This is a genomic window from Lysobacter terrestris (genome assembly GCF_014489475.1).
GTDB lineage: Bacteria > Pseudomonadota > Gammaproteobacteria > Xanthomonadales > Xanthomonadaceae > Agrilutibacter > Agrilutibacter terrestris.
In genome coordinates this window covers 1,431,079-1,454,602 of sequence record NZ_CP060820.1, presented here as the reverse complement: position 1 = coordinate 1,454,602, position 23,524 = coordinate 1,431,079, and the positions used below count along the sequence as shown (strand labels likewise).

Genomic DNA, 23,524 nt, shown 5'->3' with positions numbered 1-23,524 from the left:
GCGGGAACGTCGGACGTGGGATGGCGCCCAGCCTAGCAAGCGCGCATCGCGGGCACGTGGTACGAAGGTACGATGCCCGCGCCGACCCGGCTTGTTAGGCTCGCCGCATGACACCGTTCCTCTCGCGACGCGCGCTGCGCACTGTGGCCACGCTGGGGCTGGTCGCCGGACTGGCCGCGTGCGCCACCGGCCCGCGCCTGGGCAAGGACTCGACCATGTTCTACGCGCTGCGCAACAGCGAACACCGCGGCGGCGACGACCTGCTGACCGCCGGCCTCGGCCTCGACGGCCTGCGGTCGCCGGCCGCGCCGGCATTCGCCGACCCCGTGCAACCCACGCCGGCGGAACTGCGCCGCCGCGCGATCTGGAGCAACTGGCGCGGCATCGCCGACCTCGCCCCGGCCGGCGGCTTCGGCACGCTGTACGGCAACGCCGCCGCGGTGCCCGGCCGCGAATACCACGCGCTGGCGACGGTGCCGGGCGCGAGCCAGCCGCACCGGGTGATGGTGCAGGTGCCCGACGGCTTCGATCGCGCGAAGCGCTGCCTGGTGGTCACCGCATCGTCGGGATCGCGCGGCATCTACGGCGCGATCGCGGTCGCTGGCGGCTGGGGCCTGCCGCACGGCTGCGCGGTCGCCTACACCGACAAGGGCGCGGGCACCGACTACTTCGACCTCGACGCCGGCACGGGCGTGGCCATCGACGGCAGCACCCAGCCGGGCGCGGGGCCGCTGGCGTTCGCGCCGACGCCGGGCACGGGCCACGGCGTCGCGTTCAAGCACGCGCATTCGGGCGACAACCCGGAAGCCGACTGGGGCCGCCACGTGCAGCAGGCGGCGCGCTTCGGGTTGCAGGCGCTGGAGGCGGCGTTCCCCGAACAGGCGCCCTTCACCTTCGCCAACACCCGGGTGATCGCTGCGGGCATCTCCAACGGTGCCGGCGCGGTGCTGCGCGCGGCCGAGCTGGAAGGGCGCGGCGATGAAGCCGGTTGGCTCGATGCGGTCGTCGCCGGCGAACCCAACGTCAACGTCGACGGCGCGCGTGCGCTGTACGACTACGGCACCGAAGCGGCGCTGCTGATGCCGTGCGCGCTGCTCGATTTCAACGACCTGCCGGCGTCGCCGCTGTCGGCGCAGGCCAGGGCGCTGGCGCCGCTGCGCTGCGCCTCGCTGGCCGCGACGGGCGTGCTGCCGGCGGGCGAGGTGAAACTGCAGGCGCGCGCCGCGCACGAGCAGCTCAACGCATCCGGCTGGACCGACGCGGCGCTACGCGCGAGCGCGCTGTCGGTGGAATTCGATCTGTGGCGCGCGCTCGGCGCGACCTACGCCTCGGCGTACGGCCGCTTCGCCACGGGCGCGCACCCCTGCGGCTTCTCCTTTGCCGCGCAGAACCCCGACTTCAGCCCGCGCGCCGCCACCGATGCCGAACGCGCGGCGTGGTGGAGCGATGCCAGCGGCATCCCGCCGGGCGCGGGCGTCGGCCTGATCGACACGCAGCTGGCCGCGCCGGACTTCACCTTCAACGGCGTGCAGTGCCTGCGCGCGCTGTGGACCGGCGCCGGTGCGGATGCGCAGCGCGTGCAGCGTGGGGTGGCGGAAGTGCGCGCCGGCCTGCCGCGTGCCGGCGTGCCGGTGGTGGTGGTGCACGGCCTCGACGACAACGTGGTGCCGCCGGCGTTCTCCAGCGCGCCGTACGTGGCGCGGGCGCAGGCGGCGGGGCGCGACGTGCGCTACTGGCAGGTGCGCAACGTCCAGCACTTCGATGCCTTCCTGGTATTGCCGGACTACCGCGCGCGCTACGCCCCGCTGCTGCCGTACATGCATGCCGCGCTCGACCGCGTCGCCGCGCACCTGGACGATGCCGCGCAGCCGCTGCCCGGCGATGCGGTGATCGAGGCCGTCCCCGGCGCCGCCGCGCCGGCGATCCCGCGCTGAGCGGGCGCCGATAGCGCGGCCGCCCGGCGGCACCGACGCGGCGGGCCGTCACGGCGCGCTTTTTTGCGCCCCACCGCCCCCTGGGCGACAATCGCGCCCCCTCCCGCCCGCTGGCCGTACTCCGTGGACTTTCAAGAACTGCTTGCCTTCGCCGAACGCCACCCGATGCTCTCGCTCGGCCTGGTGGCGATCACCGTCGCGCTGGTCTACACGGAGATCGCGCGCCTGTTCCGCGGCTTCAAGGCGCTGCGCCCGGCCGAACTGACCGCTCTGATCAACCGCGACAACGCGCTGGTGGTCGACCTGTCGGCGAGCAACGACTTCGAGAAGGGCCACATCGCCGGCAGCAAGTCGGTGCAGCCCAGCCAGTTCGATCCCGAGAACAAGCTGCTGGCCGCCGCCAAGGCGTTGCCGGTGGTGCTGGTGTGCCGCACCGGCCAGGCCTCGGCGGACGCGGCCAAGCGCCTGAAGAAGGCCGGCTTCGAGAGCGTCTACTGGCTCGACGGCGGCGTCGCCGCCTGGCAGCAGGCCGACCTGCCGCTGGTGAAGGGCCGGGGCTGACCCGACCGGATCTGCCGGCGGGCGGGGGCTTGCGAACGCCCCGCGGCCGCCCCAAGTCGAACGGGTGCCGGGTCATCCGACCCCCCTTGCGACTGAACCGGCCGTCCCGAACGGCCATGCCATAATCGCCGCCTTTTCCGAAATTCCTGCTTGGAGTAACACCGATGTCCGACGAAATCGCCAACGGCGCCGCCCCTGAAGAAGCCACCGGCCCGGTGTTCACGGTCGAGAAGATCTACGCCAAGGACGTGTCGTTCGAGGTCCCGGGCGCCCCGGCCGTGTTCAACGAGCAGACCCAGCCGCAGCTGCAGATGAACCTGCAGCAGGCCGTGCAGCGCCTCAACGACAACGCCTACGAAGTCGTGCTCGGCATCAACCTGACCTGCACCGTCGGCGACAAGACCATCTACGTGGCCGAAGTGAAGCAGGCCGGCGTGTTCGGCCTGGCCGGCTTCGACGCCGCCACGCTCGACGGCATGCTCGGCGTGCATTGCCCGACCGTGCTGTACCCGTACGCGCGCCAGCTGATCAGCGACCTGATCCAGGCCGGCGGCTTCCCGCCGTTCTTCCTGCAGCCGATCAACTTCGAAGCCCTGTACGCCGAAGGCCTGCGCCAGCGCGCCGCCCAGCAGGCGAACGACGGTGCCAGCCTCGCCGGCGCCGAGACCGCCGGCAACGCCTGACGGCCTGACGCGGCGGGGATCGGGGGTTCCGGGGCGGCAACGCCCAGGCCACCGTCCTCGTCGCAACGCCGACGGATGAGCGCCATCGCTTCCGCCAGTCCCCCGTCCCCGGACACCAGCGCCCGCGCACCGCGCGTGGCGGTGGTCGGTGCCGGCTCCTGGGGCACCGCGCTCGCGGCGCTCATCGCCCGCCACGGCTGCAACGCCGTGCTGTGGGGTCGTGATGCGGAGTGCATCGCGGCGATCAACGCGCGCCACGAGAACCCGCGCTACCTGCCCGGCATCGAATTGCCGGACACCCTGAGCGCCACCACCGACCTCGCCGCCTGCGTCACCGGCGCCGACCTGGTGCTGGTGGTGGTGCCCTCGCACGCCTTCGCCGAAACCCTGCACGCGCTCGCCCCGCTGCGCCCGGCGCACGCCGGCGTGGCCTGGGCGACCAAGGGCTTCGAACCGGGCAGCGGGCGCTTCCTGCACGAAGTCGCCGCCGAAGTGTTGGGTGACGACGTGCCGCTGGCCGTGGTCACCGGCCCGTCCTTCGCCAAGGAAGTCGCGCTCGGCCTGCCGACCGCGCTCACCGTGCACTCGGACACGCCGGCGTTCGCGCAGGCGGTGGCCGACGTGCTGCACGGCCCGGCGTTCCGTGCCTACACCGGCGACGACATGCTCGGTGCCGAACTCGGCGGGGCGATGAAGAACGTGCTGGCGGTTGCCACCGGCGTCGCCGATGGCATGCAGCTCGGGCTCAATGCCCGCGCTGGCCTGATCACCCGCGGCCTCAACGAGATGCTGCGCCTCAACCAGGCGATCGGCGGCAAGGCGGAAACCCTGATGGGCCTGGCCGGCCTCGGCGACCTGGTGCTGACCTGCACCGGCGACCTCTCGCGCAACCGCCGCCTCGGCCTCGCCCTCGGTCGCGGCCAGTCGATCGCCGATGCCGTGCGCGAGATCGGCCAGGTGGTGGAATCGGTGCAGACCGCCGACGAAGTCATGCGCCAAGCGGACAAGCACGGGATCGAACTGCCGATCTCCGGCGGCGTGCAGCGCGTGCTGCACGGCGAGCTCACCCCGGCCGACGCGCTGCGCCAGCTGCTCGCGCGCGAACAGAAGCCCGAATACCCGGTCGGCCTGTTCGACTGAATCCGCGCGCTGCGCGCACTCGCACGTTCAGCGTATGACGACGTGCCGCGATGCGGCCGGCGTGCCTGCGTGCGATTGCAACGCGGCCAGCGCCGCGATCGCCATCAGCAGCATGGCCAGCCAGTTGCGCATGCGCGACGTCCTGTAGTCCCTGCGATCCATGGTGGTGCCCCCTGACTTGAGCAACGTCGCTGCGCGGCGAGGGCGGACATCGCGGCAACGCGAGGGTGTCGACAGGGGCGCGGCGCGGGCGCGTGCGTTGTGCTGCGCGAAGCGGCGATCGCCGGAGACGAGCGCCATGCAAAACCTGCAGGCAAAAAGAAGCCCGGAAGGACCGGGCTTCAATCCGCGACAGATTCGGGGGAGAGAGAGATTTGTCGCGTGTAGCACTGCAGAGAACGGGCCGGTCGGGGGAAACCGGCCCGTTCGTGTCGCTTAGAACGTCAGGCGCGGGCCGACGAAGTACTGGGTGTCGCCGTCGGCGAACTTGACGTCACCGGTGACGCCCCAGTTCTGGTTGAACTTCACCTGCGCGCCGACGCGGCCGTAGAAGTCACCGTCGACATCGTCGCCGTCCTCGTAACCGGCCAGGGCGTAGCCTTCGAAGTTCGGGGCCAGCGCGCTGCGCACGCCGACTTCGGCGCTGTAGCCGTCGAAGCGGTCGAAGCCTTCGACCTTGGCGCTCTCGTAGGCGACGCGGGCGAGCAGGTCGGTGTTGGCGGCGATCGGGTGGTTGTAGCCCAGGCCGACGCGCCACTGGTCGACGTCGACGCCGTCGAAGCGCACGCCGCCGATGGTTTCATCGTCGGTCTTCTGGAAGGTGTAGCCGCCGAAGACGTGGAAGTTGTCGGTCAGCGCGGCCGAACCGTTGACGTTCCAGCCGTCGGCGTCGACGTTGTCGCCGTTGCTGGCGACGTAGCCGCCTTCGACGTAGTTGTAGGACAGGCCTTCGGCCGCGGAGGCGGCGAACGGGAGGGAAACCAGCAGGGTCAGGGCAAGCAAGGACTTCTTCATAAGGTCTCAGCCTTCTTTTTCCGTTATTGGGGCCGGAGCTGACTGGGGAATCCGCCGCAGGGACGGGCCAGATCCGGTGGCGCCAGTATCCGAGCCGGGACCGAATCGATGCTTAATAGCAAACTGTTCGGTACAGGAACTATCCAGCTTGGGTGTGGTCCGGCCGCGATAGGCAAAGCAGGGCCGGCGGCAACACAGCGACCCGTTGGCGCGATCGCCGCACGCGCGGGCGACGCCTACCATGGCCGGGTTTCCGCCTCGGCCCCGGTTCCATGGACACGCTGCTGCACCTGATCGCGACGTACGGCCTGCTGGTGGTGTTCGTCAGCGTGTTCCTCGACCAGGGCGGGGTCCCGATCCCGGCGTACCCGCCGATCATCGTCACCACCGCGGTCGCGGTCGATGCGGGCCACGGCTGGTGGCCGGTGCTGGTGGTGGCCACGCTGGCGGCGATCCTCGCCGACTGGCTGTGGTTCCTCGGCGGCCGCCGCATCGGCGCGCGGCTGGTGCGGTTGATGTGCCGGCTGTCGCTGTCGCCCGATTCGTGCGTGCGCACCACCCGCGGCATCTACGCGCGCTGGGGCGCAGGTTCGCTCACCGTCGCCAAGTTCTTCCCCGGCTTCGCTGCGGTGGCGACCACGCTGGCCGGCGAGACCGGCACCAGCACGCGTCGCTTCCTGTTGTTCGACGGCATCGGCGCGCTGCTGTGGGCGGGCGTCGCGGTGGCGCTGGGCGCGGTGTTCCATCGCGCGGTCGATCGCGTGCTGGCACAGCTCGAACAGCTCGGGCACTACGCCATCCCGGTGCTGCTCGGGCTGGTGGCCGCCTTCATCGCGTGGAAGTGGCTGCGCCGCCGTCACTTCCTGCAGCAGCTGCGCATGGCGCGCATCTCGGTGGACGAACTGCACCGGCTGCTGGAAGGCGACCCGCCGCCGCTGCTGCTCGACGTGCGCGCGCCCGAGCAGCGCGCGGCCAGCGGCTGGATCCCCGGCGCGGTGTTCGCCCACGCGCCCGGCGACATGGACATCCCGGTACGCGACGAGGTCATCGTCTACTGCGATTGCCCGAACGAAGTCTCCGCGGCCGTGCTCGCGCGCGAACTGCAGCGACGTGGTTTCCGCCGCGTGCGCCCGCTGGCCGGTGGCTTCGATGCCTGGCAGGCGTCGGGTCGGCAGGTGGATCGCTTGCCCGCCTGAGGCGCATGAAAAAGCCGCCGGGGTGGCCGGCGGCTTTTCGGGGGTGCGGTGGAAACGTGCGCGATCAGAAGTCGAAGCGCACCTGCAGCTGGGCCAGGTCCGCGTCGGCGTCCTCGATCTCGAAGCGGCTGTATTCGCCGCGCAGCGCCACCTTGTCGGTGAAGCGGTACTGCAGGCCGACGCCATAGGTCGGATCGGTGCCGCTGTCATCGTCGCCGCCGACCAGGCCGGGCAGCGAGGTGTCGACGTTCCAGCGGTGCAGGCCGGCCTTGGCGTAGGCGGCGAACTTGTCGGTGATCGGCAAGGTGCCCACCGCGGTGAAGTAGGCGGTGTCGCCCTCGAGCGCGGGGCCGGTGACGTCGGGCTCGATCTTGCCGAAGTCCGCGTAGCCCGCTTCCAGGCCGAAGTAACGGTTGAACTGGTAGCCGCCGAACACGGAGAACGCGGTGTCCTCGTCGTCGTAGGCGCCTTCGTCGACGAACGACTGGCCGACGCCGGCGCCGGCGTAGAAGCCCTTGTCCTGGGCATTGGCGCCGAACGCGGCGGCGCCGAGGGTGGCGGACAGGAGCAGGGTGGAGAGCAGCTTGGTCTTGCGCATGTGCTTGGGTTCCTAGGGTCCGGCGGCGGCGGGATGCCGTCGCACCGGCGCGAGGGCCCCGGCCGGATGCCGGGGCTGCCATCGCAGCGGAACCGTTGTATGGGCCACCAGGCGCAGGACAATCGCGCGAATCGGGGACTCTTTTTCCCGCTGGTGGGACGATGGGATCCCGGTTACGCCAGCCGCTGCGCGTACTCGGCTTCCAGCCGCGTATGCGTGCGCCACAGGCCGTCGGGCGTGCGGCCGCTCATGCGGTCGCGCAGGATGTTGAGGTGCGCATGCCAGCCGGCGGAAACGCTGAGCATGCCGTCGCGCGTGGCCAGGCGGCTGTGGACCAGCAGCAGCTGCACTTCGTCACCACGCGCGGTGAGTTCGATGTGCACCTGCGACGGTGATTCGCCACTGCCGAAGGTGAAACCCAGCACGTGTGGCGGATCGAACTCGGTGACCGTGCACTGCATGTGGAACTCGCCGGCGTGCGCCGCGTACTTGGGCGGCGGCGGGTCGTCGTTCTCGGTCAGGGCCGAGTTGTGGAACCGCAGGTCGAGGTGGCCGCCGGTGCGCGGTTCGATGTCGCCGCCCGCGAACCACTGCGCACGCAGTTCCGGATCGGTGAGGTACCGCCAGACGCGTTCGATCGGGCCGGGCAGCAGGCGTTCGATGCGCACGGTGTCGGGCGCGGTGCGTACGCCGTAATCGGCTTCGGGCATGGCGGTGTGCATGTTCATGGCTTTCTCCGTGGGGTGCGGGGTGGGGACGTGCGCGTGGACGGCTTGGATTTGCGCGCGGGCGCGGGCTTGGCGGCGTCTTCGGCCTTGAGCAGGGCTTCGAGGGCGTCGAGCTTGTGGTTCCAGAAGCGCTCGTAATGGCGGATCCATTCGGCGCCGGCGTGCAGCGGCCGCGCGTCGAGGCGGCAGGTGTGCACGCGGCCCTGCACTTCGCGCTGGATCAGGCCGGCGCGTTCGAGCATCTGGATGTGCTTGGAGGCGCCGGCCAGCGAGATGGCGTGGGGCGCGGCGAGTTCGCCGACGGTGCGCGGCGCCTGCGCCAGGTCGCGCAGCATGGCGCGGCGGGTGGGGTCGGCGAGGGCGCGGAAGACGGCGTCGAGGCGTGCGGGCGATTTATCAACCATGTGGTTGAATATACGCCGGCGCGATTGATTGTCAACTGTTTGGTTGAGTTTTGTTGGCGGGGATGCCGCGCGCTCGTGACACGGCCCCTCACCCTGCGCTGCTTGCGCAGCGCTGTCCCTCGCCCTGCCCCCGGCCCTTGCGCATGGCGCAAGGCGTTCAGTCGGGCGTGCGCCAGTGGCGCACAAGCGCCCGCCTTCACCCCGCAGGCGGGGCGAGGGAATTCTTCCTGCAAGCGGGATGATGGTGGGACGACGTTGTTTCTCCTTCTCCCCGCTTGCGGGGAGAAGGTGCCCGAAGGGCGGATGAGGGGGCGCCGCGTAGCGGCGCAAACCACTCACGCCATGCACACCGCTTCCACGTTGTTCCCGTCCGGATCGATCAGGAACGCGGCGTAATAGGTCGGCGCGTAATCCAGCCGCAATCCCGGCGCGCCGTTGTCGCGGCCACCGTTGGCCATGCCGGCGGCGTGGAACGCATCCACCGCCGCGCGGTCGCGCGCCTGCAACGCGACGTGCGTGCCGCCGGTCGCCTTCGCCGCCTCGTACAGCCACAGCGCCGGCGCGTCCTTCGGCCCGAGTCCGGCGCCGCCGTCGTAGCGCGAATCGAGCACGTGGCCCAGCGGCGTGAGCACGGCTTCGTAGAAGCGCACGCTGGCGTCCAGGTTCTTCACCTTCAATCCAAGATGGTCGTACATGGCAGGACTCCGTGATGGGGAGGCCAGCCTCGCGCCGTCGCGCCGCGCGTACTTGGAAAAAATTGCGCTAGTGGCGCCGGCGGTCGAGGCGCCGGGCCAGCGCGGCGATGCGTTCGCGGTCGCCGCGTGCGGCGTGGCGGAAATGCCGCGGCGGCAGGCCGGCGGCGCGATGGAAGCTGCGCACGAAATTCGAGAGATCGGCGAAGCCGGCGTCGAGCGCGACGGCCGTGACCGGGCGTTCGTCGCCGGCCAGCAGCTGCGCGGCGCGGCGCAGGCGCGCGCGCAGCAGGTACTGGTGCGGCGTCACTCCGACCACGCGTGCGAACAGGCGCAGGAAATGCCACGCGCTCAGGCCCGCCTGCGCCGCGGTTGCCTGCAGGTCGATGTCTTCGTGGGCGTTCTCGTCCAGCCACAGCGCGATTTCCACCGCGCGACGGCGGTCGCGCGCCTGCGCCTGCAGCGGCGCGCGACGGCGCTGGCCGGCCAGTGCGAGGTAGCGTCCGACCAGCAGCAGGCCCGCTTCGTCGACGCCGAAGTCGCTGTCGCCGGTGACCGCGGCCTGGGCGAGTTCGCCCAGCACCATCAGTTCCGGCAGCGGCGGCAGGCCGCCGGCCTGCCAGTGCCGCGGGCGGGCGCCGAATTCGTCGACGAGTTCGGCGGCGAGCTTGAACGACAGGCATTCGTCGCCGCCGTGGTGGTGCTCGTGGGTGCACACGAATTCGTCGCCGCCGTGGCCGACCAGCACCGAGCCGGCGACGAGCTCGAAGCTCTCGCCACGCGCGCGGTAGCCGAAGCTGCCGCAGCGCACGTACGACACCGAGGTCAGGTCGTGGCGTTCGACCGCGCTGGGCGTGTGCGGCCCGGCCTGGCAACGGAAGTCGAGCACCGACAGCGCGCCGCGGTGCAGGTGCGCGACCTGCATGTTGGTATCGGTGGCGCCGGGCGGCCGTTCGTCCATGCCGCGAGGGTACGCCCGCTTTGGCAGGCGCGTGTGTTCAGCGCTGGCGCGATTGCGTTGCGCGGGTGGAACTCAGGCGCCGCCGTCGAAGCCGTGCTGGCGCCACGCCTCGAATACCATCACCGCGACGGTGTTGGACAGGTTGAGGCTGCGGTTGTCCGGGCGCATCGGCAGGCGCAGGCGCTGCTCGGCCGGCACGCTTTCGAGGACCTCGGCGGGCAGACCGCGGGTTTCCGGGCCGAACAGGAAGGTGTCGCCGGCGCGGTACTGCACCGTGTCGTAACGGGTGCGGCTGCGCGTGCTCAACGCGAACACGCGTGGCGGCGCGCCCTCGCTCGCGGTAATCGCGGCGAGCGCGGCCCCGAGCGACTCGTGCACCTGCAGGCGCGCGTACTCGTGGTAGTCCAGGCCGGCGCGGCGCAGCTGCGCGTCCTCCAGGCTGAAGCCCAATGGCTTCACCAGGTGCAGGTGCGCGCCGGTGTTGGCGCACAGGCGGATCACGTTGCCGGTGTTGGGCGGGATCTCGGGCTGGAACAGGATGACGTGGAACATGCGGGCTTAGGGGCTAGGGGCTAGGGGCTGGCAGGAGCGGGGAAGGTACCGGCATCGCAACCACCTGTGAGCGCGACAAACCTCCAGCCTCCAGTTCCCAGCCACGCTTCACCACGCCATCGCCGCGCCAAAGCGGTCGTAGAAGCCCCCGCTGCGCGCGGGGCTGGCCGCCTCGATCACCCCCAGCAGCGCCGCCACCGATTCGTTCGCGCTGATCTGCGCGCCGCTGCCGCCCATGTCGGTCAACACCCAGCCCGGGCACAGTGCGATCACGCTGATGCCGCGGGGCGCCAGCGCCTTGGCCAGCATCCTCGTGGCCATGTTCAGCGCGGTCTTGCTGATCCGGTAGCTGGGCGAGTGGAAGTCGGGATCGTCGCCCAGCGAGGACATCATCGAGGACAGGTTGGCGACGGTGCCGCCGTCGGCCAGCTGCGGCGCCAGCACCTGGGTCAGCAGGAACGGGCCGACCGCGTTGGTGCGCAGGCTGTCCTCGAGGGTCGCCGCGGTCACGCTGCCCCAGCGTTCGCCCGAGTGCAGCACGCCGGCGTTGTTGACCAGCAGGTCGATGCCGTCGGCCACCAGCGGCAGCTCGTGGGCGAAGGCGGTGCGCGACTTCTCGTCGGCGACGTCCAGCGGCAGCACGTGCAGGCGCCCCGGGTGCTCGCCGGCCAGGTGGTTCAGTTCGGTGGCCCGGCCGGGATGGCGGCAGGCCGCGACCACGCGGTCGCCGCGGGCCAGCAGCTGGCGCACGAATTCCAGGCCGAGGCCGCGGTTGGCGCCGGTGACCAGGCTGCGGCGGGGCGAAGGGGCCATGGCGAGTCTCCGGGCGGGGCGCCCGGACGCGCCGGGAACCGGGCCAGTATCGGCGAAGCGGGTGCCGGCCGCCGCGCTTTGCCGATCCGGGCGCTTCCGCCCGCGAAATCGCCCCTCGAAATCGCCCGCGGGCGGGACTTGTGACCCATGCCCCGGCCTGCCACTGCGCCGTACGATCGGCCGTTGCGGTGGTTGGGGCCGGCCTCCGCATGCAATCCCGCTCAGTCCCGAACTACACGTCCCGAACAGGAGTTCGCATGTCCCTTGCTTCGTTCAAGCGCGCCACCGCCCACACCGGCCCGCGCGCTGCCGTCCTCGCCGTCGCCCTGGCCGCCGCCATGGGCGGTGCGACCTTCGCCCCGCAGGCCGCCTACGCCAAGGCGCCCGCCGCCGACGTCGCGATCCCGTTCGAGGAGTTCACCCTGCCCAACGGCCTGCGCGTGGTCGTGCACACCGACCGCAAGGCGCCGATCGTGGCGGTGAACATCTGGTACCACGTGGGCAGCAAGGACGAACCGGCCGGCCGCAGCGGCTTCGCGCACCTGTTCGAGCACCTGATGTTCAACGGCTCGGAGAACCACCGGGGCGAATACTTCGTGCCCTTCAAGCAGGTCGGCGTGACCGACCAGAACGGCACCACCAATACCGACCGCACCAACTACTTCGAGAACGTGCCGACCACCGCGCTCGACATGGCGCTGTGGATGGAATCCGACCGCATGGGCCACCTGCTCGGCGCGATCGATCAGCAGACGCTCGACGAGCAGCGCGGCGTGGTCCAGAACGAGAAGCGCCAGGGCGAGAACGAGCCCTACGGCCAGGCCTTCGACGTGCTCACCGAGGTCATGTATCCGGCCGGCCACCCGTACCACCACACCGTGATCGGTTCGATGAACGACCTCAACGCGGCCTCGCTGGAGGACGTGAAGAACTGGTTCCGCACCTGGTACGGCCCGAACAACGCGGTGCTGGTGCTGGCCGGCGACATCGACGTCAAGACCGCCAAGGAAAAGGTCGCCAGGTACTTCGGCGACATCCCGGCCTCGCCGACCATGGCGCAGCCGAAGATCGATCCGTCGCCGCGCGCGGAATCCACCCGCTCGGTGATGCAGGACAAGGTGCCGCAGACGCGCATCTACCGCTTGTGGAACGTCGCGCAGTACGGCGCGGCCGACCTCGACCGCCTGCAGCTGCTGGCGCAGGTGCTCGGCGGCAGCCGCAGCTCGCGCCTGGACAAGCGCCTGCTGCACCAGGACAAGCTGGTCGACAGCGTGTCCGCCGGCGCCTACAGCTCGCAGCTGGGCTCCAACTTCGTCATCACCGCCGACGTGAAGCAGGGCGTGGACGTGAAGAAGGTGGAAGCGGTGATCGACGAGGAGCTGAAGAAGCTGCTCGCCGACGGCCCCAGCGCCACCGAATTGAGCCAGGCCCGCACCGTGTTCAAGGCCGGCTTCGTCCGCGGCATCGAACGCATCGGCGGCTTCGGCGGCAAGGCCGACACCCTGGCCGAATGCACCGTCTACACCGGCAAGCCGGACTGCTACCGCGACAGCCTCAAGACCATCGAGACCGCCAGCGCGGCCGAGCTCACCGCCACCGGCCGCAAGTGGCTGGGCAAGGGCGACCACACCCTGGTGATCGAGCCGGGCGCGCGCACCGCGTTGCCGGAAGAACCCGCCGCGACGCCGACGCCGCTGACGCTGCCGGCCGTCGACGGCAAGTACAAGACGGTGCACAGCGACGTCGACCGCAAGGCCGGCGTGCAGGTGCCCAAGGATTTCCCGGAACTGAAGTTCCCGGCGCTGCAGCGCGCCACGCTCAGCAACGGCACGAACGTGATCCTCGCCGAGCGCCACGACATCCCGGTGGTGCAGTTCAGCTACCTGTTCGACGGCGGCTACGCCACCGATGCCGGGAAGAAGCTGGGCACCGCCAACTTCACCCTGGGCATGCTCGATGAAGGCGCGGGCAACTACGACGCGCTGGCCTTCGGCGACCGCGCCGAATCGCTGGGCGCGAGCCTGGGCGCCGGCGCCTCGCTCGACGGCGGCAGCGCCTACCTGTCGGCGCTGAAGGAACACCTCGACCCGTCGCTGGGCCTGTTCGCCGACATGCTGCAGCGCCCGCGCTTCGACGCGAAGGACATCGAGCGCCTGCGCGGCATGTGGCTGGCGTCGATCGCGCAGGAAAAGGCCGAGCCCAACGGCGCGGCCACCCGCGTGCTGCCGCCGCTGCTGTTCGGCGCAGGCCATCCGTACGCGATGCCGCTCAGCGGCACCGGCACCGAGGCCTCGATCCAGGCGTTGACCCGCGACGACCTCACCGCCTACCACCGCAACTGGGTGCGCCCGGACGGCGCCACCCTGGTGATCGTCGGCGACACCACGCTGAAGGACATCGTACCGGTGCTGGAGAAGCACTTCGGCGGCTGGAAGGTCGAAGGCGCCAAGCCGGCGGCGTTGCAGATCCCGGCCGTGGCGCGCCCGGCCAAGCCGCGCGTGTTCCTGATCGACCAGCCCGGTTCGGTGCAGGCCAACATCTACGCCGGCGAGCTGATGCCGTCGACGATGGACCCGGGCGCGATCAAGCTCGACATCGCCAACACCGTGATCGGTGGCGACTTCACCGCCCGCCTCAACATGAACCTGCGCGAGGACAAGCACTGGTCGTACGGTGCGCGCTCCTCGATGCGCGACGCGCTGGGCCAGCGTCCGTGGCTGGCGGTGGCGCCGGTGCAGATCGACAAGGCCGCCGAGTCGATGGCCGAGATGCGCCGCGAACTGGTCGAGTACACCAACGGCAGCAAGCCGGCGGCGCCGGCCGAAGTCGAACGCATCAAGGCGATCAAGATCCGCAGCCTGCCCGGTGCGTACGAGACCGCCGGTTCGGTGATGGGCACGATCGGCGGCATCGTCCGCTACCAGCGCCCGGACGACTACGTGTTCAAGCGCAAGGCCGAGATCGAAGGCATGACCCCGGCCCAGGTCGACGCCGCCGCCAAGGCGATCGATCCCAACGCGCTGACCTGGGTGGTCGTGGGCGACCTCAAGCAGATGGAAGCCAAGGTGCGCGCGCTGAACTTCGGCGAGATCACCATCCTCGATGCCGACGGCAAGCCGGTCGGCGCGGGCAAGGCGGCGAAGTAAGCCGCGCCGGTGCACGGAAAAGGCCCGCTTCGGCGGGCCTTTTTCTTGCGAGCGTGACCGCGGTTTTTGCGGGATTCACCCGGCGCGGCAACAATGGCGCATCGCTTCCGGAGATGTCGCATGCGTCCTGCCGTTGTTGCTGCTTCCGCCGCCCTCCTTGTCGCCCTGTCCGGCTGCACCTGGGTCCACATGGCCCCGGGCGCCTCCGCGGTGCGCGTGATCCCCGCCGGCGCGGCGCCGGGCGGCTGCGAGCAGCGCGGCGAAATCACCGTCACGGTGACGAACAAGGTCGGCTTCTACGAACGCAATCCGGTGCGTGTGCGCGAGGAGCTGGAAACCTCGGCGCGCAACGAGGCGCCGGCGCTGCAGGCCGACACCATGCAGGCGCTGTCGGAGCCCAGGGACGGCGAGCAGCGCTTCGCCGCCTATCGCTGCCGCCGTTAGCCCAGCCGCAGGGGCAGGGCGGCTCCGTTCCTGAACGGGGTTTTGCATGGATCGCCGGCCGGCGACCTTGCCGGATGCGGTCGCAGCCGCCGCGAAAGCGCCTGAACCCGGCACTTTCGCCCCCGCTTCGCCGGACTTGCGACCCCCGGCCGGTGCAACCATGTCGACAAAGCGTTAATCTGACGTGCTTTTTTCGCCACGGTTGCCTAGCCATGCTGTTCCAACACGTTGCCATCGCCGGTCTGGCCCATATCGACGCCCCGCGCCGACTGACCTCCGACGAGATCCACGCCCGCCTCAAGCCGACGATGGATCGTCTGGGCATCAAGACCAACGTGCTGCAGGACGTGGCGGGCGTGAACGAGCGCCGCCTGTGGGACGGCGCGATGCTGCCGTCGGATGCCGCGACCCTCGCCGGCGTGAAGGCGCTGGCCGACGCCGGCATCGACGCCGACCGCATCGGCCTGCTGGTCAACACCTCGGTCAGCCGCGACTACCTCGAGCCGTCCACCGCCTCGATCGTCGCCGGCAACCTGCGCCTGGGCGACGAGTGCCAGAACTTCGACATCGCCAACGCCTGCCTCGCGTTCCTCAACGGCATGGACGTGGCGAGCCGCATGATCGAGCGCGGCGAGATCGAATACGCGCTGGTCGTCGACGGCGAAACCGCCAACCTCGCCTACGAGAAGACCATCGAGCGCCTGAGCAAGGAAGGCGTCACCGCCGAGCAGTTCCGCGACGAGATGGCCACGCTGACGCTGGGCTCCGGTGCCGCCGCGATGGTGCTGGCGCGCGCCGAACTCGTCCCGGGCGCGCCGCGCTACAAGGGCAGCGTGACCCGCTCGGCCACCGAGTGGAACCACCTGTGCCGCGGCGACGTCAACCACGACCGCATGGTCGCCGACGGCCGCATGCTGATGATCGAAGGCGTGAAGCTCGGCCAGAAGACCTTCGCCGCCGCGCGCCAGGCGCTGGGCTGGGTGGTCGACGAACTCGATGAATTCGTCATCCACCAGGTCAGCAAGGCGCATACCCAGGCCTTCCTCAAGGCCTTCGGCATCAACCCGAAGAAGGTCATGACCATCTTCGGCGAGCACGGCAACATCGGCCCCGCCTCGGTGCCGATCGTGCTGAGCAAGCTGCGCGAGATGGGCCGCCTGAAGAAGGGCACGCGCGTGGCGCTGCTCGGCATCGGTTCGGGCCTGAACTGCTCGATGGCCGAAGTGGTCTGGTAAGCGAGCGCATCGATCCGTTGCGAGGGCCGGTTTATCCGGCCCTTTTCATGCCACCGCCCGTGCGACCCGCCATGAGCTTCCCCGGTTATCCCTTCACCCCGCAGCGCTTCGAAGTGCGACCGGGCATCGCGATGTCGTACCTCGACGAGGGCCCGCGCGACGGCGAGGTCGTGGTGATGCTGCACGGCAATCCGTCGTGGAGTTACTACTGGCGCAACCTGGTGTCGGGATTGTCGGATCCGATTTCCGGCAAGGCGTATCGCTGCATCGTCCCCGACCACGTCGGCATGGGCCTGTCGGACAAGCCGGATGACGACCGCTACGAATACACGCTGCAGTCGCGCGTCGACGACGTCGCCGCGCTGTTGCGGCACCTGGGCATCACCGGCCCGGTGACGCTGGCGGTGCACGACTGGGGCGGCATGATCGGCTTCGGCTGGGCGCTGTCGCACGCCGCGCAGGTCAAGCGCCTGGTGATCACCAACACCGCCGCCTTCCCGCTGCCGGCGGCCAAGCCGATGCCGTGGCAGATCGCCTTCGGCCGCGACTGGAAGTTCGGCGCGCTGGTGATCCGCGCGTTCAACGCGTTCTCGGCGGGCGCCTCGTACATCGGCGTGGAAAGGAAGATGCCGGCCGACGTGCGCCGCGCCTACGTCGCGCCGTACGACTCCTGGGCCAACCGCATCAGCACGGTGCGCTTCATGCAGGACATCCCGCTCGGCCCGGGCGACAAGGCGTGGTCGCTGCTCGAACAGGCCGGCCAGCGCCTGCCGGAGTTCGCCGATCGCCCGACGTTCATCGGCTGGGGCCTGAAGGATTTCGTGTTCGACCGGCATTTCCTTGCCGGCTTCCGCACCGCGCTGCCGCAGGCGCAGGTGCAGGCCTTCGACGACGCCGGCCACTACGTGCTGGAAGACAAGGCCGAGGTGCTGGTGCCGGCGATCCGGCGCTTCCTCGACGCGAATCCGATCGCGTGATTGCTTTCCTTCTCCCCGCGTCGCGGGGAGAAGGTGGCCGTGAGGCCGGATGAGGGGAGGCGAGCGCAGCGAGCTGCCTGCGACGAGCAGCAACCGCCAAAGCGCCCCTCACCCGCCTTCGGCACCCTCTCCCCGTCTGCGACGGAGAGAGGAAAGCTCAGCGAGTGCTGGCAGCAGCACACCAGTGGCGGCCGTTCACAGCTCCGGCAGCGGATTCTTCTCCGCCTCGCCCACGCCCACCCAGTCCGCCGGCGTCAGCAGCGGCAGGCCGTGCGCGAGCCGCGCCTTGTCGCACTGCGCGCTGGCCGCGCCGAATTCGTACGACGCCGGCACCAGCGCGCACACCGAAGGGCGGCGGTCGTGGATGGTGCAGCGGCTGTAGCGGCCGATGTCGGCGTCGAGCGCGACGCAGCGCGGGTTCGCCTGCGAGGTGCCGCGCATGGCGCGCTCGTGCGCGCGCAGCGGTTCGGTGAGCTCGAACGGTACCTGCCCGCCCAGCGCCGGGTCGGCCTCCGACCAGTGGAAGCTGACGCGGAAGTAGGCGCAGCAGGCACCGCAGGTGAGGCAGGGATGGGACACGGAGTCCTGGGAGTTCGGGCCGGTGGCCAATTTTATCCGCAGCGGCGCGGTCGCCCGGTCGCTTCGGGCGACAATACGCGCTCCACCAGAGGGCCCTGCCATCCATGGCGCAACACTCCAGCCCTGACGGATCGTCAGGCCCGGCCATCCACATCCAGGGCCGGGCGTTCGGGTCCGCCGCCGATGCCGATAGGGCATCGGCTGAGCGCGACCCCTCACCCTGCAACATCGCCGCCGCGCTGCCGCGCCTGGCCGCGCTGTTTCCCGAGCGCGTCGCCATGCGCTGCCCCGGCGCGCGCGGGACGGACGGCTTCGCCCGCTACGACACCACGCTGACCTACCGCGACCTCGACGTGCGCAGCGACGCCATCGCCGCGGGCCTGCGCACGCGCGGCATCGTCCGCGGTACCCGCACCGTGGTGATGGTGCGGCCGACGCCGGAGTTCTTCCTGCTGATGTTCGCGCTGTTCAAGGCCGGCGCGGTGCCGGTGCTGGTCGATCCGGGCATCGACAAGCGCGCCCTGAAGCAGTGCCTGGACGAAGCGCAGCCGCAGGCCTTCATCGGCATCCCGCTGGCGCAGGTCGCGCGCGTGCTGCTGGGCTGGGCGAAGTCGGCGCGCGTGCGCATCACCACCGGCAAGCGCGCGCGGCTCGCCGACGCCACCCTGGCGCAGGTCGAGCGCGACGGCGCGCAGGCCGGCCCCCAATTGGCCGACACCCGGCCGGACGAAGTCGCCGCGATCCTGTTCACCAGCGGCTCCACCGGCGTGCCCAAGGGCGTGGTGTATCGCCACCGCCACTTCGTCGCGCAGGTCGCGCTGCTGCGCGAGGCGTTCGGCATCGACGCCGGCGGCGCCGACCTGCCGACGTTCCCGCCGTTCGCGCTGTTCGATCCGGCGCTGGGCCTGACCTCGGTCATTCCCGACATGGATCCGACCAAGCCCGCGCTCGCCGATCCGCGCCGCCTGCACGATGCGATCGCGCGCTTCGGCATCGACCAGTTGTTCGGCTCACCCGCGTTGATGGCGGTACTGGCGCGCCACGGCGCGCCGCTGCCGACCCTGCGCCGCGTCACCTCCGCCGGCGCGCCGGTGCCGGCCGACGTGGTCGCGCGCATGCGCGAGCTGTTGCCGGAGGACGCGCAGTTCTGGACGCCCTACGGCGCCACCGAGTGCCTGCCGGTCGCGGTGATCGAAGGCCGCGAACTGCAGGCCACGCGTGCGGCCACCGAGGCCGGCGCGGGCACCTGCGTCGGCCGCGCGGTCGCGCCCAACGTGGTGCGCATCATCCGCATCCGCGACGACGCGATCGCCGACTGGTCCGAGGTCGAGGAGCTGGCCGCGGGCGAAGTGGGCGAAATCACCGTTGCCGGCCCGACCGCCACCGACACCTACTTCAACCGCGACGCGCAGACGCGGCTGGCGAAGATCCACGAGCGCCTGCCCGACGGCGGCGCGCGCATCGTCCACCGCATGGGCGATGTCGGTTACTTCGATGCGGACGGGCAGCTGTGGTTCTGCGGGCGCAAGTCGCACCGCGTCGAAGCCGCGGGCGGACCGCTGTACACCGAGCAGGTCGAACCGGTGTTCAACACCCACCCCGACGTGCGCCGCAGCGCGCTGGTCGGTGTCGGCCCGCACGGCGCGCAGGCGCCGGTGCTGTGCGTGGAACTCGTCGCCGGTGTTTCGGCACGCGAATGGCCACGGATCGAACGCGAACTGCACGTGCTCGGGCAGACGCAGCCACACACCGCTGGCATCACCCGCTTCCTGCGCCACCGCAAATTTCCCCTCGATATCCGCCACAACGCCAAGATCGGCCGCGAGAAGCTGGGGGCGTGGGCGCAGCAGCAGGCAGGTACGGCATGAAGATCCTCGTCACCGGCGGCGGTGGTTTCCTCGGCCAGGCCCTGTGCCGTGGCCTGCGCGCGCGTGGGCACGAGGTGGTCAGCTTCAACCGCGGCCGCTACGCCGCGCTCGATGCGCTCGGTGTCGCGCAGGTGCAAGGCGACCTCGCCGAGGGCGACGCGGTGGTTGCCGCGGCACGGGGCTGCGACGCGGTCTTCCACAACGCGGCCAAGGCCGGCGCGTGGGGCAGCTACCGCAGCTACTTCGATGCGAACGTGGTCGGCACCGACAACGTCATCGCGGCGTGCCGCGAGCACGGCATCGACCGGCTGGTCTACACCTCAACGCCCAGCGTCACCCACCGCGCCACGCATCCGGTCGAAGGCGGCACGGCGGACACCGTGCCCTACGGCGAGCACCTCAAGGCGCCATATGCAGCGACCAAACTGATCGCGGAGCAGCGCGTGCTCGCCGCCAACGATGCGCGACTCGCCACGGTGGCGTTGCGCCCGCGCCTGATCTGGGGCGTGGGCGACAACCAGCTGCTGCCGCGCCTGGTCGAACGCGCGAAGACGGGGCGCCTGCGCTTCGTCGGCGGCGGCCACAACCGCATCGACACGACCTACGTCGACAACGCCGCGCAGGCGCACTTCGCCGCCTTCGAACACCTCGCGCCGGGCGCGCGTTGCGCCGGGCGCGCCTACTTCATCAGCAACGGCGAGCCGCGCACGGTGCGCGAGATCGTCAACGGCCTGCTGCGCGCGGCCGGCGCGGCGCCCGTCGACAAGAGCATCCCCTTCGCCGTGGCCTACGCCGCGGGCGTGGTGTGCGAAGGCCTGTGGCACGCGCTGCCGCTCAAGGGCGAGCCGCCGATGACGCGCTTCCTCGCCGAGCAGCTGAGCACCACGCACTGGTACGACATGCGGCCGGCGCGCAGCGACTTCGGCTACGTGCCCGAGGTGTCGATCGACGAGGGATTGGCGCGGCTGGCGGCGGCCTATCGGGGTTGAAGCAAGGCCTGCATCCGGCTGTTCCTGCGCGCGGCGGCGCGCTGCAACGAAGCGCCGCGTCGTCACCCGTCGCTAAGGCCCGATCGGCGAATATCGAGCCACACCCGTGCGGCATACCGCCGGGAGGTTTCCATGTTGTACGGCTCGGCCCTCTTTCTTGCCTTTGCCCTGGTTGCGGCGGCCTTCGGCCTCAGTGGCCTGCCCTCGGTGGGCGACACGCTGGCGTGGTTCTGGTGCGCGGTCTTCCTCGGGCTCACGCTTTCGGCGCTGTGGCGCTGGCACAACGACCACCACCATCACCGCTGAATGTTGCCGCTGAGCGCGCCGCGCTGACGCGGCCGTCATCCGGCTGAAGGCGGCCTTGACGGAATCGGTGCCCGTCACCGCTCGACGACTGCGCCGCGGTGAGCATGCACCTGCGCCGACCGGCGCATTGGAGGCTCGCATGCTGCACTACGCCGTCGTCTTCTTCGTGATCGCGATCATCGCGGCCATTCTCGGCTTCACCGGCATCGCCGGTGCCGCCAGCAACATCCCCTGGATCCTGTTCCTCATCTTCCTGGTGCTGGGCGTCATCTCGCTGCTGCGCGGCCGCCGCGTCTGACCTTGCGGGCCCCGCGGCCGGTCGGGTCGCGGGGCTACAATGCGGGCATGACCGAACGCGCCATGCCCTTCGATTCGCTCAAGCCCCTGGCCGGCCGCACGCTGGAGGCGGCGCTCAACCGCGCGCTCGCGCTCGATGCCGAAGCCCGCGACGGCCTGCGCGCGCTCGACGGCCGCAGCGTCGCCCTGCATGTCGCCGCGCCGCCACTGGCGCTGCAGGTGACCGTCGCCGGCGATCGCCTGCGCGTCGGCCCGGTCGAAGCGGGCCGCGAGGCCGACCTGTCGGTGCGCAGCACGCTCGGCGGGCTGCTCTCGCAGTTGCCGGCTCTCATGGGGCGCGGTCTGCGCAACGACAACGCACCGCCGGTGGGCAAGCTGCGGATCGAGGGCGATGCCGACCTCGCCCGGCGCCTGCAGCGCCTGGCCGAACGTTTCGATCCGGACTGGCAGCAGCCCTTCGCCGCCGTGTTCGGCGACGTGCTGGGCGTGCAGATCGCCAACGCCGTGCGCGCGGCCCTGCGCCACGCGCGCGATGCCGGCGGCGCCTTCGCCGCGAACGCCGCCGAGTACGTCACCGAGGAATCGCGCGACGTGGTCGGCCGCGACGAACTCAATGCCTTCTACGACGACGTCGACACCCTGCGCGACGACGTCGAACGCATCGCCGCGCGCGTGGGGCGGCTGCGGGGCGCGCGCGCATGACGCCGCTGTTCCGCGCCTGGCGCATCGGCCGCGTGCTGTTGCGCTACCGCCTCGATGACCTGCTCGACGACACGCCCGCGGAACGCTGGTTGAAGCTGGCGCGGCCGTTCGTGCCGCGCGCTTCGGCCGAAGTCGCCGCGCAGTCGCGCGGCGCGCGCCTGCGCCTGGCGTTGCAGGACCTGGGGCCGATCTTCGTCAAGTTCGGGCAGATCCTCTCGACCCGCCGCGACCTGGTGCCGGCGGACATCGCGCTGGAACTGGCGCTGCTGCAGGACCGCGTCGCGCCCTTCGATGGCGAGGCCGCGCGCGCGATCGTCGAGACCGCGCTGGGCCAACGCATCGACGAGGCCTTCGCCAGCTTCGACACCACGCCGCTGGCCTCCGCCTCGATCGCGCAGGTGCACGCGGCGACGCTGCACGCACAGGGTGACGCCGCGCCGCGCGAGATCGTGGTCAAGGTGCTGCGCCCCGACATCGAGCAGAAGATCGCCGCCGACATCGCCCTGCTCAACGCGGTCGCGGGCGTGGTCGAACGCACGCATCCGTCCGCGGACAAGATCCGCCCGCGCGAGATCGTTTCCGAGATCGAGAACACCCTCGCCGCCGAGCTCGACCTGCAGCGCGAAGGCGGCAACGCCAGCGTGCTGCGGCGCTTCTGGGCGGGCAGCGACGACCTGTACGTGCCGGAGGTGATCTGGTCGCACACCGCCGAGCGCGTGCTGACGCTCGAGCGCGTGCGCGGCATCCCCTCCGACGACATCGCCGCGCTGGACGCCGCCGGCATCGACCGCCACGCGCTCGCCGCGAAGGGCGTGCGCGTGTTCTACACCCAGGTGTTCCGCGACAACTTCTTCCACGCCGACGCGCACGCCGGCAACATCTGGGTCGACAGCGACCCCGCGCGCAAGGCCAACCCGCGCTTCATCGCGCTCGACTTCGGCATCATGGGCCAGCTCTCCGACGAGGATCAGTACTACCTCGCCGAGAACTTCATGGCGATCTTCAACCGCGACTACCGCCGCATCGCCGAACTGCACGTGCAGGCCGGCTGGATGCCGGCGCACATCCGCATCGACGAGCTGGAAGCGGCCGCGCGCGCGGTGTGCGAGCCGTACTTCACCCGCCCGTTGAGCGAGATCTCGCTGGGCGAGGTGCTGGTCAAGCTGTTCCGCACCGCGCAGCGCTACGAACTCACCCTGCAACCGCAGCTGATCCTGCTGCAGAAGACCCTGCTCAACATCGAGGGCGTCGGCCGCCAGCTCGATCCGAAGATCGACATCTGGGCGGTCGCGCAGCCGGTGCTGTCGAAGATCCTGGTCGAGCGCTACAGCCCGCAACGCCTGGCCGGCGAATTCCGCAAGCGCCTGCCCGAACTCGTCACCCGCGCGCCGGAGATGCCGCGGCTGCTGCACCTGTGGCTGCAGCAGCAGGTCGAGGGCAAGCACGCGCTGAGCATGCAGTCGCAGGACCTGCGCGCATTGACCCGTGCGCTGCAGAGCGCGCAACGCCGCACCATCGCCGCCATCTTCGGCACCGGCCTGCTGATCGTCGCCGCGCTGCTGTACGCGCTGGAAGCCGGCGGCCCGCGCCTGCTCGGCGTGCCGACGGCCGCGTGGATCGCCGTGCTCGGCAGCGTGTGGGCGCTGCGCGCGGCGTGGCCGCGGCGGTCGTAGCGACAGGTTCTGCGCGGACCGAGGTCGCGCCG

24 protein-coding genes are annotated in these 23,524 nt (G+C 70.8%); 15 read left to right on the top strand and 9 right to left on the bottom strand.

Features of this window, described 5'->3' with window-relative positions; translation table 11 throughout:
• Window positions 1-107: 107 nt before the first annotated feature.
• The 4 genes from H8B22_RS06795 (at window position 108) to H8B22_RS06780 (ending at window position 4,318) form a co-directional block, all read left to right on the top strand.
• Window positions 108-1,934, top strand: a complete 1,827-nt coding sequence (locus tag H8B22_RS06795) for a 3-hydroxybutyrate oligomer hydrolase family protein (RefSeq protein WP_187713331.1) — start codon at window positions 108-110, stop codon at window positions 1,932-1,934.
• Between the two features lie 123 nt (window positions 1,935-2,057).
• Window positions 2,058-2,495, top strand: coding sequence for a rhodanese-like domain-containing protein (locus H8B22_RS06790; RefSeq protein ID WP_187713330.1), 438 nt, complete (start codon window positions 2,058-2,060; stop codon window positions 2,493-2,495).
• A gap of 164 nt (window positions 2,496-2,659) precedes the next feature.
• Entirely contained in the window at window positions 2,660-3,178 is a 519-nt protein-coding gene (gene secB, locus H8B22_RS06785; protein ID WP_187713329.1) for a protein-export chaperone SecB, read from the top strand.
• A gap of 75 nt (window positions 3,179-3,253) precedes the next feature.
• Window positions 3,254-4,318: an NAD(P)H-dependent glycerol-3-phosphate dehydrogenase gene (locus H8B22_RS06780; RefSeq protein ID WP_187713328.1), complete on the top strand. Its 1,065-nt coding sequence runs from the start codon at window positions 3,254-3,256 to the stop codon at window positions 4,316-4,318.
• Between the two features lie 435 nt (window positions 4,319-4,753).
• On the opposite strand, the gene H8B22_RS06775 is transcribed toward H8B22_RS06780, so the two are convergent.
• Window positions 4,754-5,332, bottom strand: coding sequence for an outer membrane beta-barrel protein (locus H8B22_RS06775; RefSeq protein ID WP_187713327.1), 579 nt, complete (start codon window positions 5,330-5,332; stop codon window positions 4,754-4,756).
• A gap of 272 nt (window positions 5,333-5,604) precedes the next feature.
• Between H8B22_RS06775 and H8B22_RS06770 the strand changes: the two genes are divergently transcribed.
• Window positions 5,605-6,528 (top strand): rhodanese-like domain-containing protein, encoded by a 924-nt coding sequence (locus H8B22_RS06770; protein WP_187713326.1) that lies wholly within the window; start codon window positions 5,605-5,607, stop codon window positions 6,526-6,528.
• A gap of 64 nt (window positions 6,529-6,592) precedes the next feature.
• On the opposite strand, the gene H8B22_RS06765 is transcribed toward H8B22_RS06770, so the two are convergent.
• The 7 genes from H8B22_RS06765 to H8B22_RS06735 all read right to left on the bottom strand — a co-directional run bounded on the left by H8B22_RS06765 (window position 6,593) and on the right by H8B22_RS06735 (window position 11,276).
• A complete protein-coding gene (locus H8B22_RS06765; RefSeq protein WP_187713325.1) occupies window positions 6,593-7,126 on the bottom strand; it encodes an outer membrane beta-barrel protein in 534 nt (177 codons plus the stop codon).
• A 173-nt stretch (window positions 7,127-7,299) separates the two neighbouring features.
• On the bottom strand, window positions 7,300-7,854 hold the full coding sequence (locus H8B22_RS06760; RefSeq protein ID WP_187713324.1) for an SRPBCC family protein: 555 nt from the start codon (window positions 7,852-7,854) through the stop codon (window positions 7,300-7,302).
• Window positions 7,851-8,258, bottom strand: a complete 408-nt coding sequence (locus H8B22_RS06755) for an ArsR/SmtB family transcription factor (RefSeq protein ID WP_187713323.1) — start codon at window positions 8,256-8,258, stop codon at window positions 7,851-7,853. The genes H8B22_RS06760 and H8B22_RS06755 overlap by 4 nt, the downstream gene beginning before the upstream one ends.
• Before the next feature lie 335 nt (window positions 8,259-8,593).
• Window positions 8,594-8,953: a VOC family protein gene (locus tag H8B22_RS06750; protein WP_187713322.1), complete on the bottom strand. Its 360-nt coding sequence runs from the start codon at window positions 8,951-8,953 to the stop codon at window positions 8,594-8,596.
• Between the two features lie 67 nt (window positions 8,954-9,020).
• Complete coding sequence (locus H8B22_RS06745; RefSeq protein WP_208456932.1) at window positions 9,021-9,911, bottom strand: helix-turn-helix domain-containing protein; 891 nt, start codon at window positions 9,909-9,911, stop codon at window positions 9,021-9,023.
• Between the two features lie 72 nt (window positions 9,912-9,983).
• A complete protein-coding gene (locus H8B22_RS06740; protein WP_187713321.1) occupies window positions 9,984-10,463 on the bottom strand; it encodes a tRNA (cytidine(34)-2'-O)-methyltransferase in 480 nt (159 codons plus the stop codon).
• A 108-nt stretch (window positions 10,464-10,571) separates the two neighbouring features.
• Entirely contained in the window at window positions 10,572-11,276 is a 705-nt protein-coding gene (locus H8B22_RS06735; RefSeq protein WP_187713320.1) for an SDR family oxidoreductase, read from the bottom strand.
• Window positions 11,277-11,533: 257 nt separating this feature from the next.
• Here H8B22_RS06735 and H8B22_RS06730 point away from each other — a divergent pair, with 257 nt between their 5' ends.
• From H8B22_RS06730 to H8B22_RS06715, 4 genes are all read left to right on the top strand, one after another.
• Window positions 11,534-14,422, top strand: coding sequence for a M16 family metallopeptidase (locus tag H8B22_RS06730; RefSeq protein ID WP_187713319.1), 2,889 nt, complete (start codon window positions 11,534-11,536; stop codon window positions 14,420-14,422).
• Window positions 14,423-14,542: 120 nt separating this feature from the next.
• Window positions 14,543-14,866, top strand: coding sequence for a DUF4156 domain-containing protein (locus H8B22_RS06725; RefSeq protein ID WP_187713318.1), 324 nt, complete (start codon window positions 14,543-14,545; stop codon window positions 14,864-14,866).
• A gap of 212 nt (window positions 14,867-15,078) precedes the next feature.
• Window positions 15,079-16,101 carry a 3-oxoacyl-ACP synthase III gene (locus H8B22_RS06720; protein WP_187713317.1) on the top strand — a complete coding sequence of 341 codons (1,023 nt, stop codon included), beginning with the start codon at window positions 15,079-15,081 and terminating at the stop codon, window positions 16,099-16,101.
• A 71-nt stretch (window positions 16,102-16,172) separates the two neighbouring features.
• Window positions 16,173-17,078: an alpha/beta fold hydrolase gene (locus H8B22_RS06715; RefSeq protein ID WP_187713316.1), complete on the top strand. Its 906-nt coding sequence runs from the start codon at window positions 16,173-16,175 to the stop codon at window positions 17,076-17,078.
• A 195-nt stretch (window positions 17,079-17,273) separates the two neighbouring features.
• On the opposite strand, the gene H8B22_RS06710 is transcribed toward H8B22_RS06715, so the two are convergent.
• Complete coding sequence (locus tag H8B22_RS06710; RefSeq protein WP_187713315.1) at window positions 17,274-17,657, bottom strand: YkgJ family cysteine cluster protein; 384 nt, start codon at window positions 17,655-17,657, stop codon at window positions 17,274-17,276.
• 104 nt (window positions 17,658-17,761) lie between these two features.
• On the opposite strand from H8B22_RS06710, the gene oleC reads away from it, so the two are divergent.
• The 6 genes from oleC (at window position 17,762) to ubiB (ending at window position 23,492) form a co-directional block, all read left to right on the top strand.
• Entirely contained in the window at window positions 17,762-19,525 is a 1,764-nt protein-coding gene (gene oleC, locus H8B22_RS06705) for an olefin beta-lactone synthetase (protein ID WP_187713314.1), read from the top strand.
• A complete protein-coding gene (gene oleD, locus H8B22_RS06700; RefSeq protein ID WP_187713313.1) occupies window positions 19,522-20,514 on the top strand; it encodes a 2-alkyl-3-oxoalkanoate reductase in 993 nt (330 codons plus the stop codon). The genes oleC and oleD overlap by 4 nt, the downstream gene beginning before the upstream one ends.
• 132 nt (window positions 20,515-20,646) lie before the next feature.
• A complete protein-coding gene (locus tag H8B22_RS06695; RefSeq protein WP_187713312.1) occupies window positions 20,647-20,820 on the top strand; it encodes a hypothetical protein in 174 nt (57 codons plus the stop codon).
• A gap of 139 nt (window positions 20,821-20,959) precedes the next feature.
• The gene (locus tag H8B22_RS06690; RefSeq protein ID WP_187713311.1) at window positions 20,960-21,118 is read left to right on the top strand and encodes a DUF1328 domain-containing protein; all 159 of its coding nucleotides are present in this window, start codon (window positions 20,960-20,962) and stop codon (window positions 21,116-21,118) included.
• 47 nt (window positions 21,119-21,165) lie between these two features.
• Window positions 21,166-21,819, top strand: a complete 654-nt coding sequence (locus H8B22_RS06685; protein ID WP_407060829.1) for a ubiquinone biosynthesis accessory factor UbiJ — start codon at window positions 21,166-21,168, stop codon at window positions 21,817-21,819.
• On the top strand, window positions 21,816-23,492 hold the full coding sequence (ubiB, locus tag H8B22_RS06680) for a ubiquinone biosynthesis regulatory protein kinase UbiB (RefSeq protein ID WP_187713310.1): 1,677 nt from the start codon (window positions 21,816-21,818) through the stop codon (window positions 23,490-23,492). The genes H8B22_RS06685 and ubiB overlap by 4 nt, the downstream gene beginning before the upstream one ends.
• Window positions 23,493-23,524 lie beyond the last annotated feature (32 nt).

Bases quoted from the DNA above. Each gene is read 5' to 3' on its own strand.
- H8B22_RS06720 (WP_187713317.1), top strand. From the start codon at position 15,079: ATGCTGTTCCAACACGTTGCCATCGCCGGTCTGGCCCATATCGACGCC.
- H8B22_RS06740 (WP_187713321.1), bottom strand. From the start codon at position 10,463: ATGTTCCACGTCATCCTGTTCCAGCCCGAGATCCCGCCCAACACCGGC.
- H8B22_RS06760 (WP_187713324.1), bottom strand. From the start codon at position 7,854: ATGAACATGCACACCGCCATGCCCGAAGCCGATTACGGCGTACGCACC.
- H8B22_RS06745 (WP_208456932.1), bottom strand. From the start codon at position 9,911: ATGGACGAACGGCCGCCCGGCGCCACCGATACCAACATGCAGGTCGCG.
- H8B22_RS06690 (WP_187713311.1), top strand. From the start codon at position 20,960: ATGCTGCACTACGCCGTCGTCTTCTTCGTGATCGCGATCATCGCGGCC.
- H8B22_RS06770 (WP_187713326.1), top strand. From the start codon at position 5,605: ATGGACACGCTGCTGCACCTGATCGCGACGTACGGCCTGCTGGTGGTG.
- oleC (WP_187713314.1), top strand. From the start codon at position 17,762: ATGGCGCAACACTCCAGCCCTGACGGATCGTCAGGCCCGGCCATCCAC.
- oleD (WP_187713313.1), top strand. From the start codon at position 19,522: ATGAAGATCCTCGTCACCGGCGGCGGTGGTTTCCTCGGCCAGGCCCTG.
- H8B22_RS06795 (WP_187713331.1), top strand. From the start codon at position 108: ATGACACCGTTCCTCTCGCGACGCGCGCTGCGCACTGTGGCCACGCTG.
- H8B22_RS06715 (WP_187713316.1), top strand. From the start codon at position 16,173: ATGAGCTTCCCCGGTTATCCCTTCACCCCGCAGCGCTTCGAAGTGCGA.
- H8B22_RS06730 (WP_187713319.1), top strand. From the start codon at position 11,534: ATGTCCCTTGCTTCGTTCAAGCGCGCCACCGCCCACACCGGCCCGCGC.
- H8B22_RS06780 (WP_187713328.1), top strand. From the start codon at position 3,254: ATGAGCGCCATCGCTTCCGCCAGTCCCCCGTCCCCGGACACCAGCGCC.
- secB (WP_187713329.1), top strand. From the start codon at position 2,660: ATGTCCGACGAAATCGCCAACGGCGCCGCCCCTGAAGAAGCCACCGGC.
- H8B22_RS06755 (WP_187713323.1), bottom strand. From the start codon at position 8,258: ATGGTTGATAAATCGCCCGCACGCCTCGACGCCGTCTTCCGCGCCCTC.
- H8B22_RS06695 (WP_187713312.1), top strand. From the start codon at position 20,647: ATGTTGTACGGCTCGGCCCTCTTTCTTGCCTTTGCCCTGGTTGCGGCG.
- H8B22_RS06750 (WP_187713322.1), bottom strand. From the start codon at position 8,953: ATGTACGACCATCTTGGATTGAAGGTGAAGAACCTGGACGCCAGCGTG.
- H8B22_RS06685 (WP_407060829.1), top strand. From the start codon at position 21,166: ATGACCGAACGCGCCATGCCCTTCGATTCGCTCAAGCCCCTGGCCGGC.
- ubiB (WP_187713310.1), top strand. From the start codon at position 21,816: ATGACGCCGCTGTTCCGCGCCTGGCGCATCGGCCGCGTGCTGTTGCGC.
- H8B22_RS06725 (WP_187713318.1), top strand. From the start codon at position 14,543: ATGCGTCCTGCCGTTGTTGCTGCTTCCGCCGCCCTCCTTGTCGCCCTG.
- H8B22_RS06765 (WP_187713325.1), bottom strand. From the start codon at position 7,126: ATGCGCAAGACCAAGCTGCTCTCCACCCTGCTCCTGTCCGCCACCCTC.
- H8B22_RS06735 (WP_187713320.1), bottom strand. From the start codon at position 11,276: ATGGCCCCTTCGCCCCGCCGCAGCCTGGTCACCGGCGCCAACCGCGGC.
- H8B22_RS06775 (WP_187713327.1), bottom strand. From the start codon at position 5,332: ATGAAGAAGTCCTTGCTTGCCCTGACCCTGCTGGTTTCCCTCCCGTTC.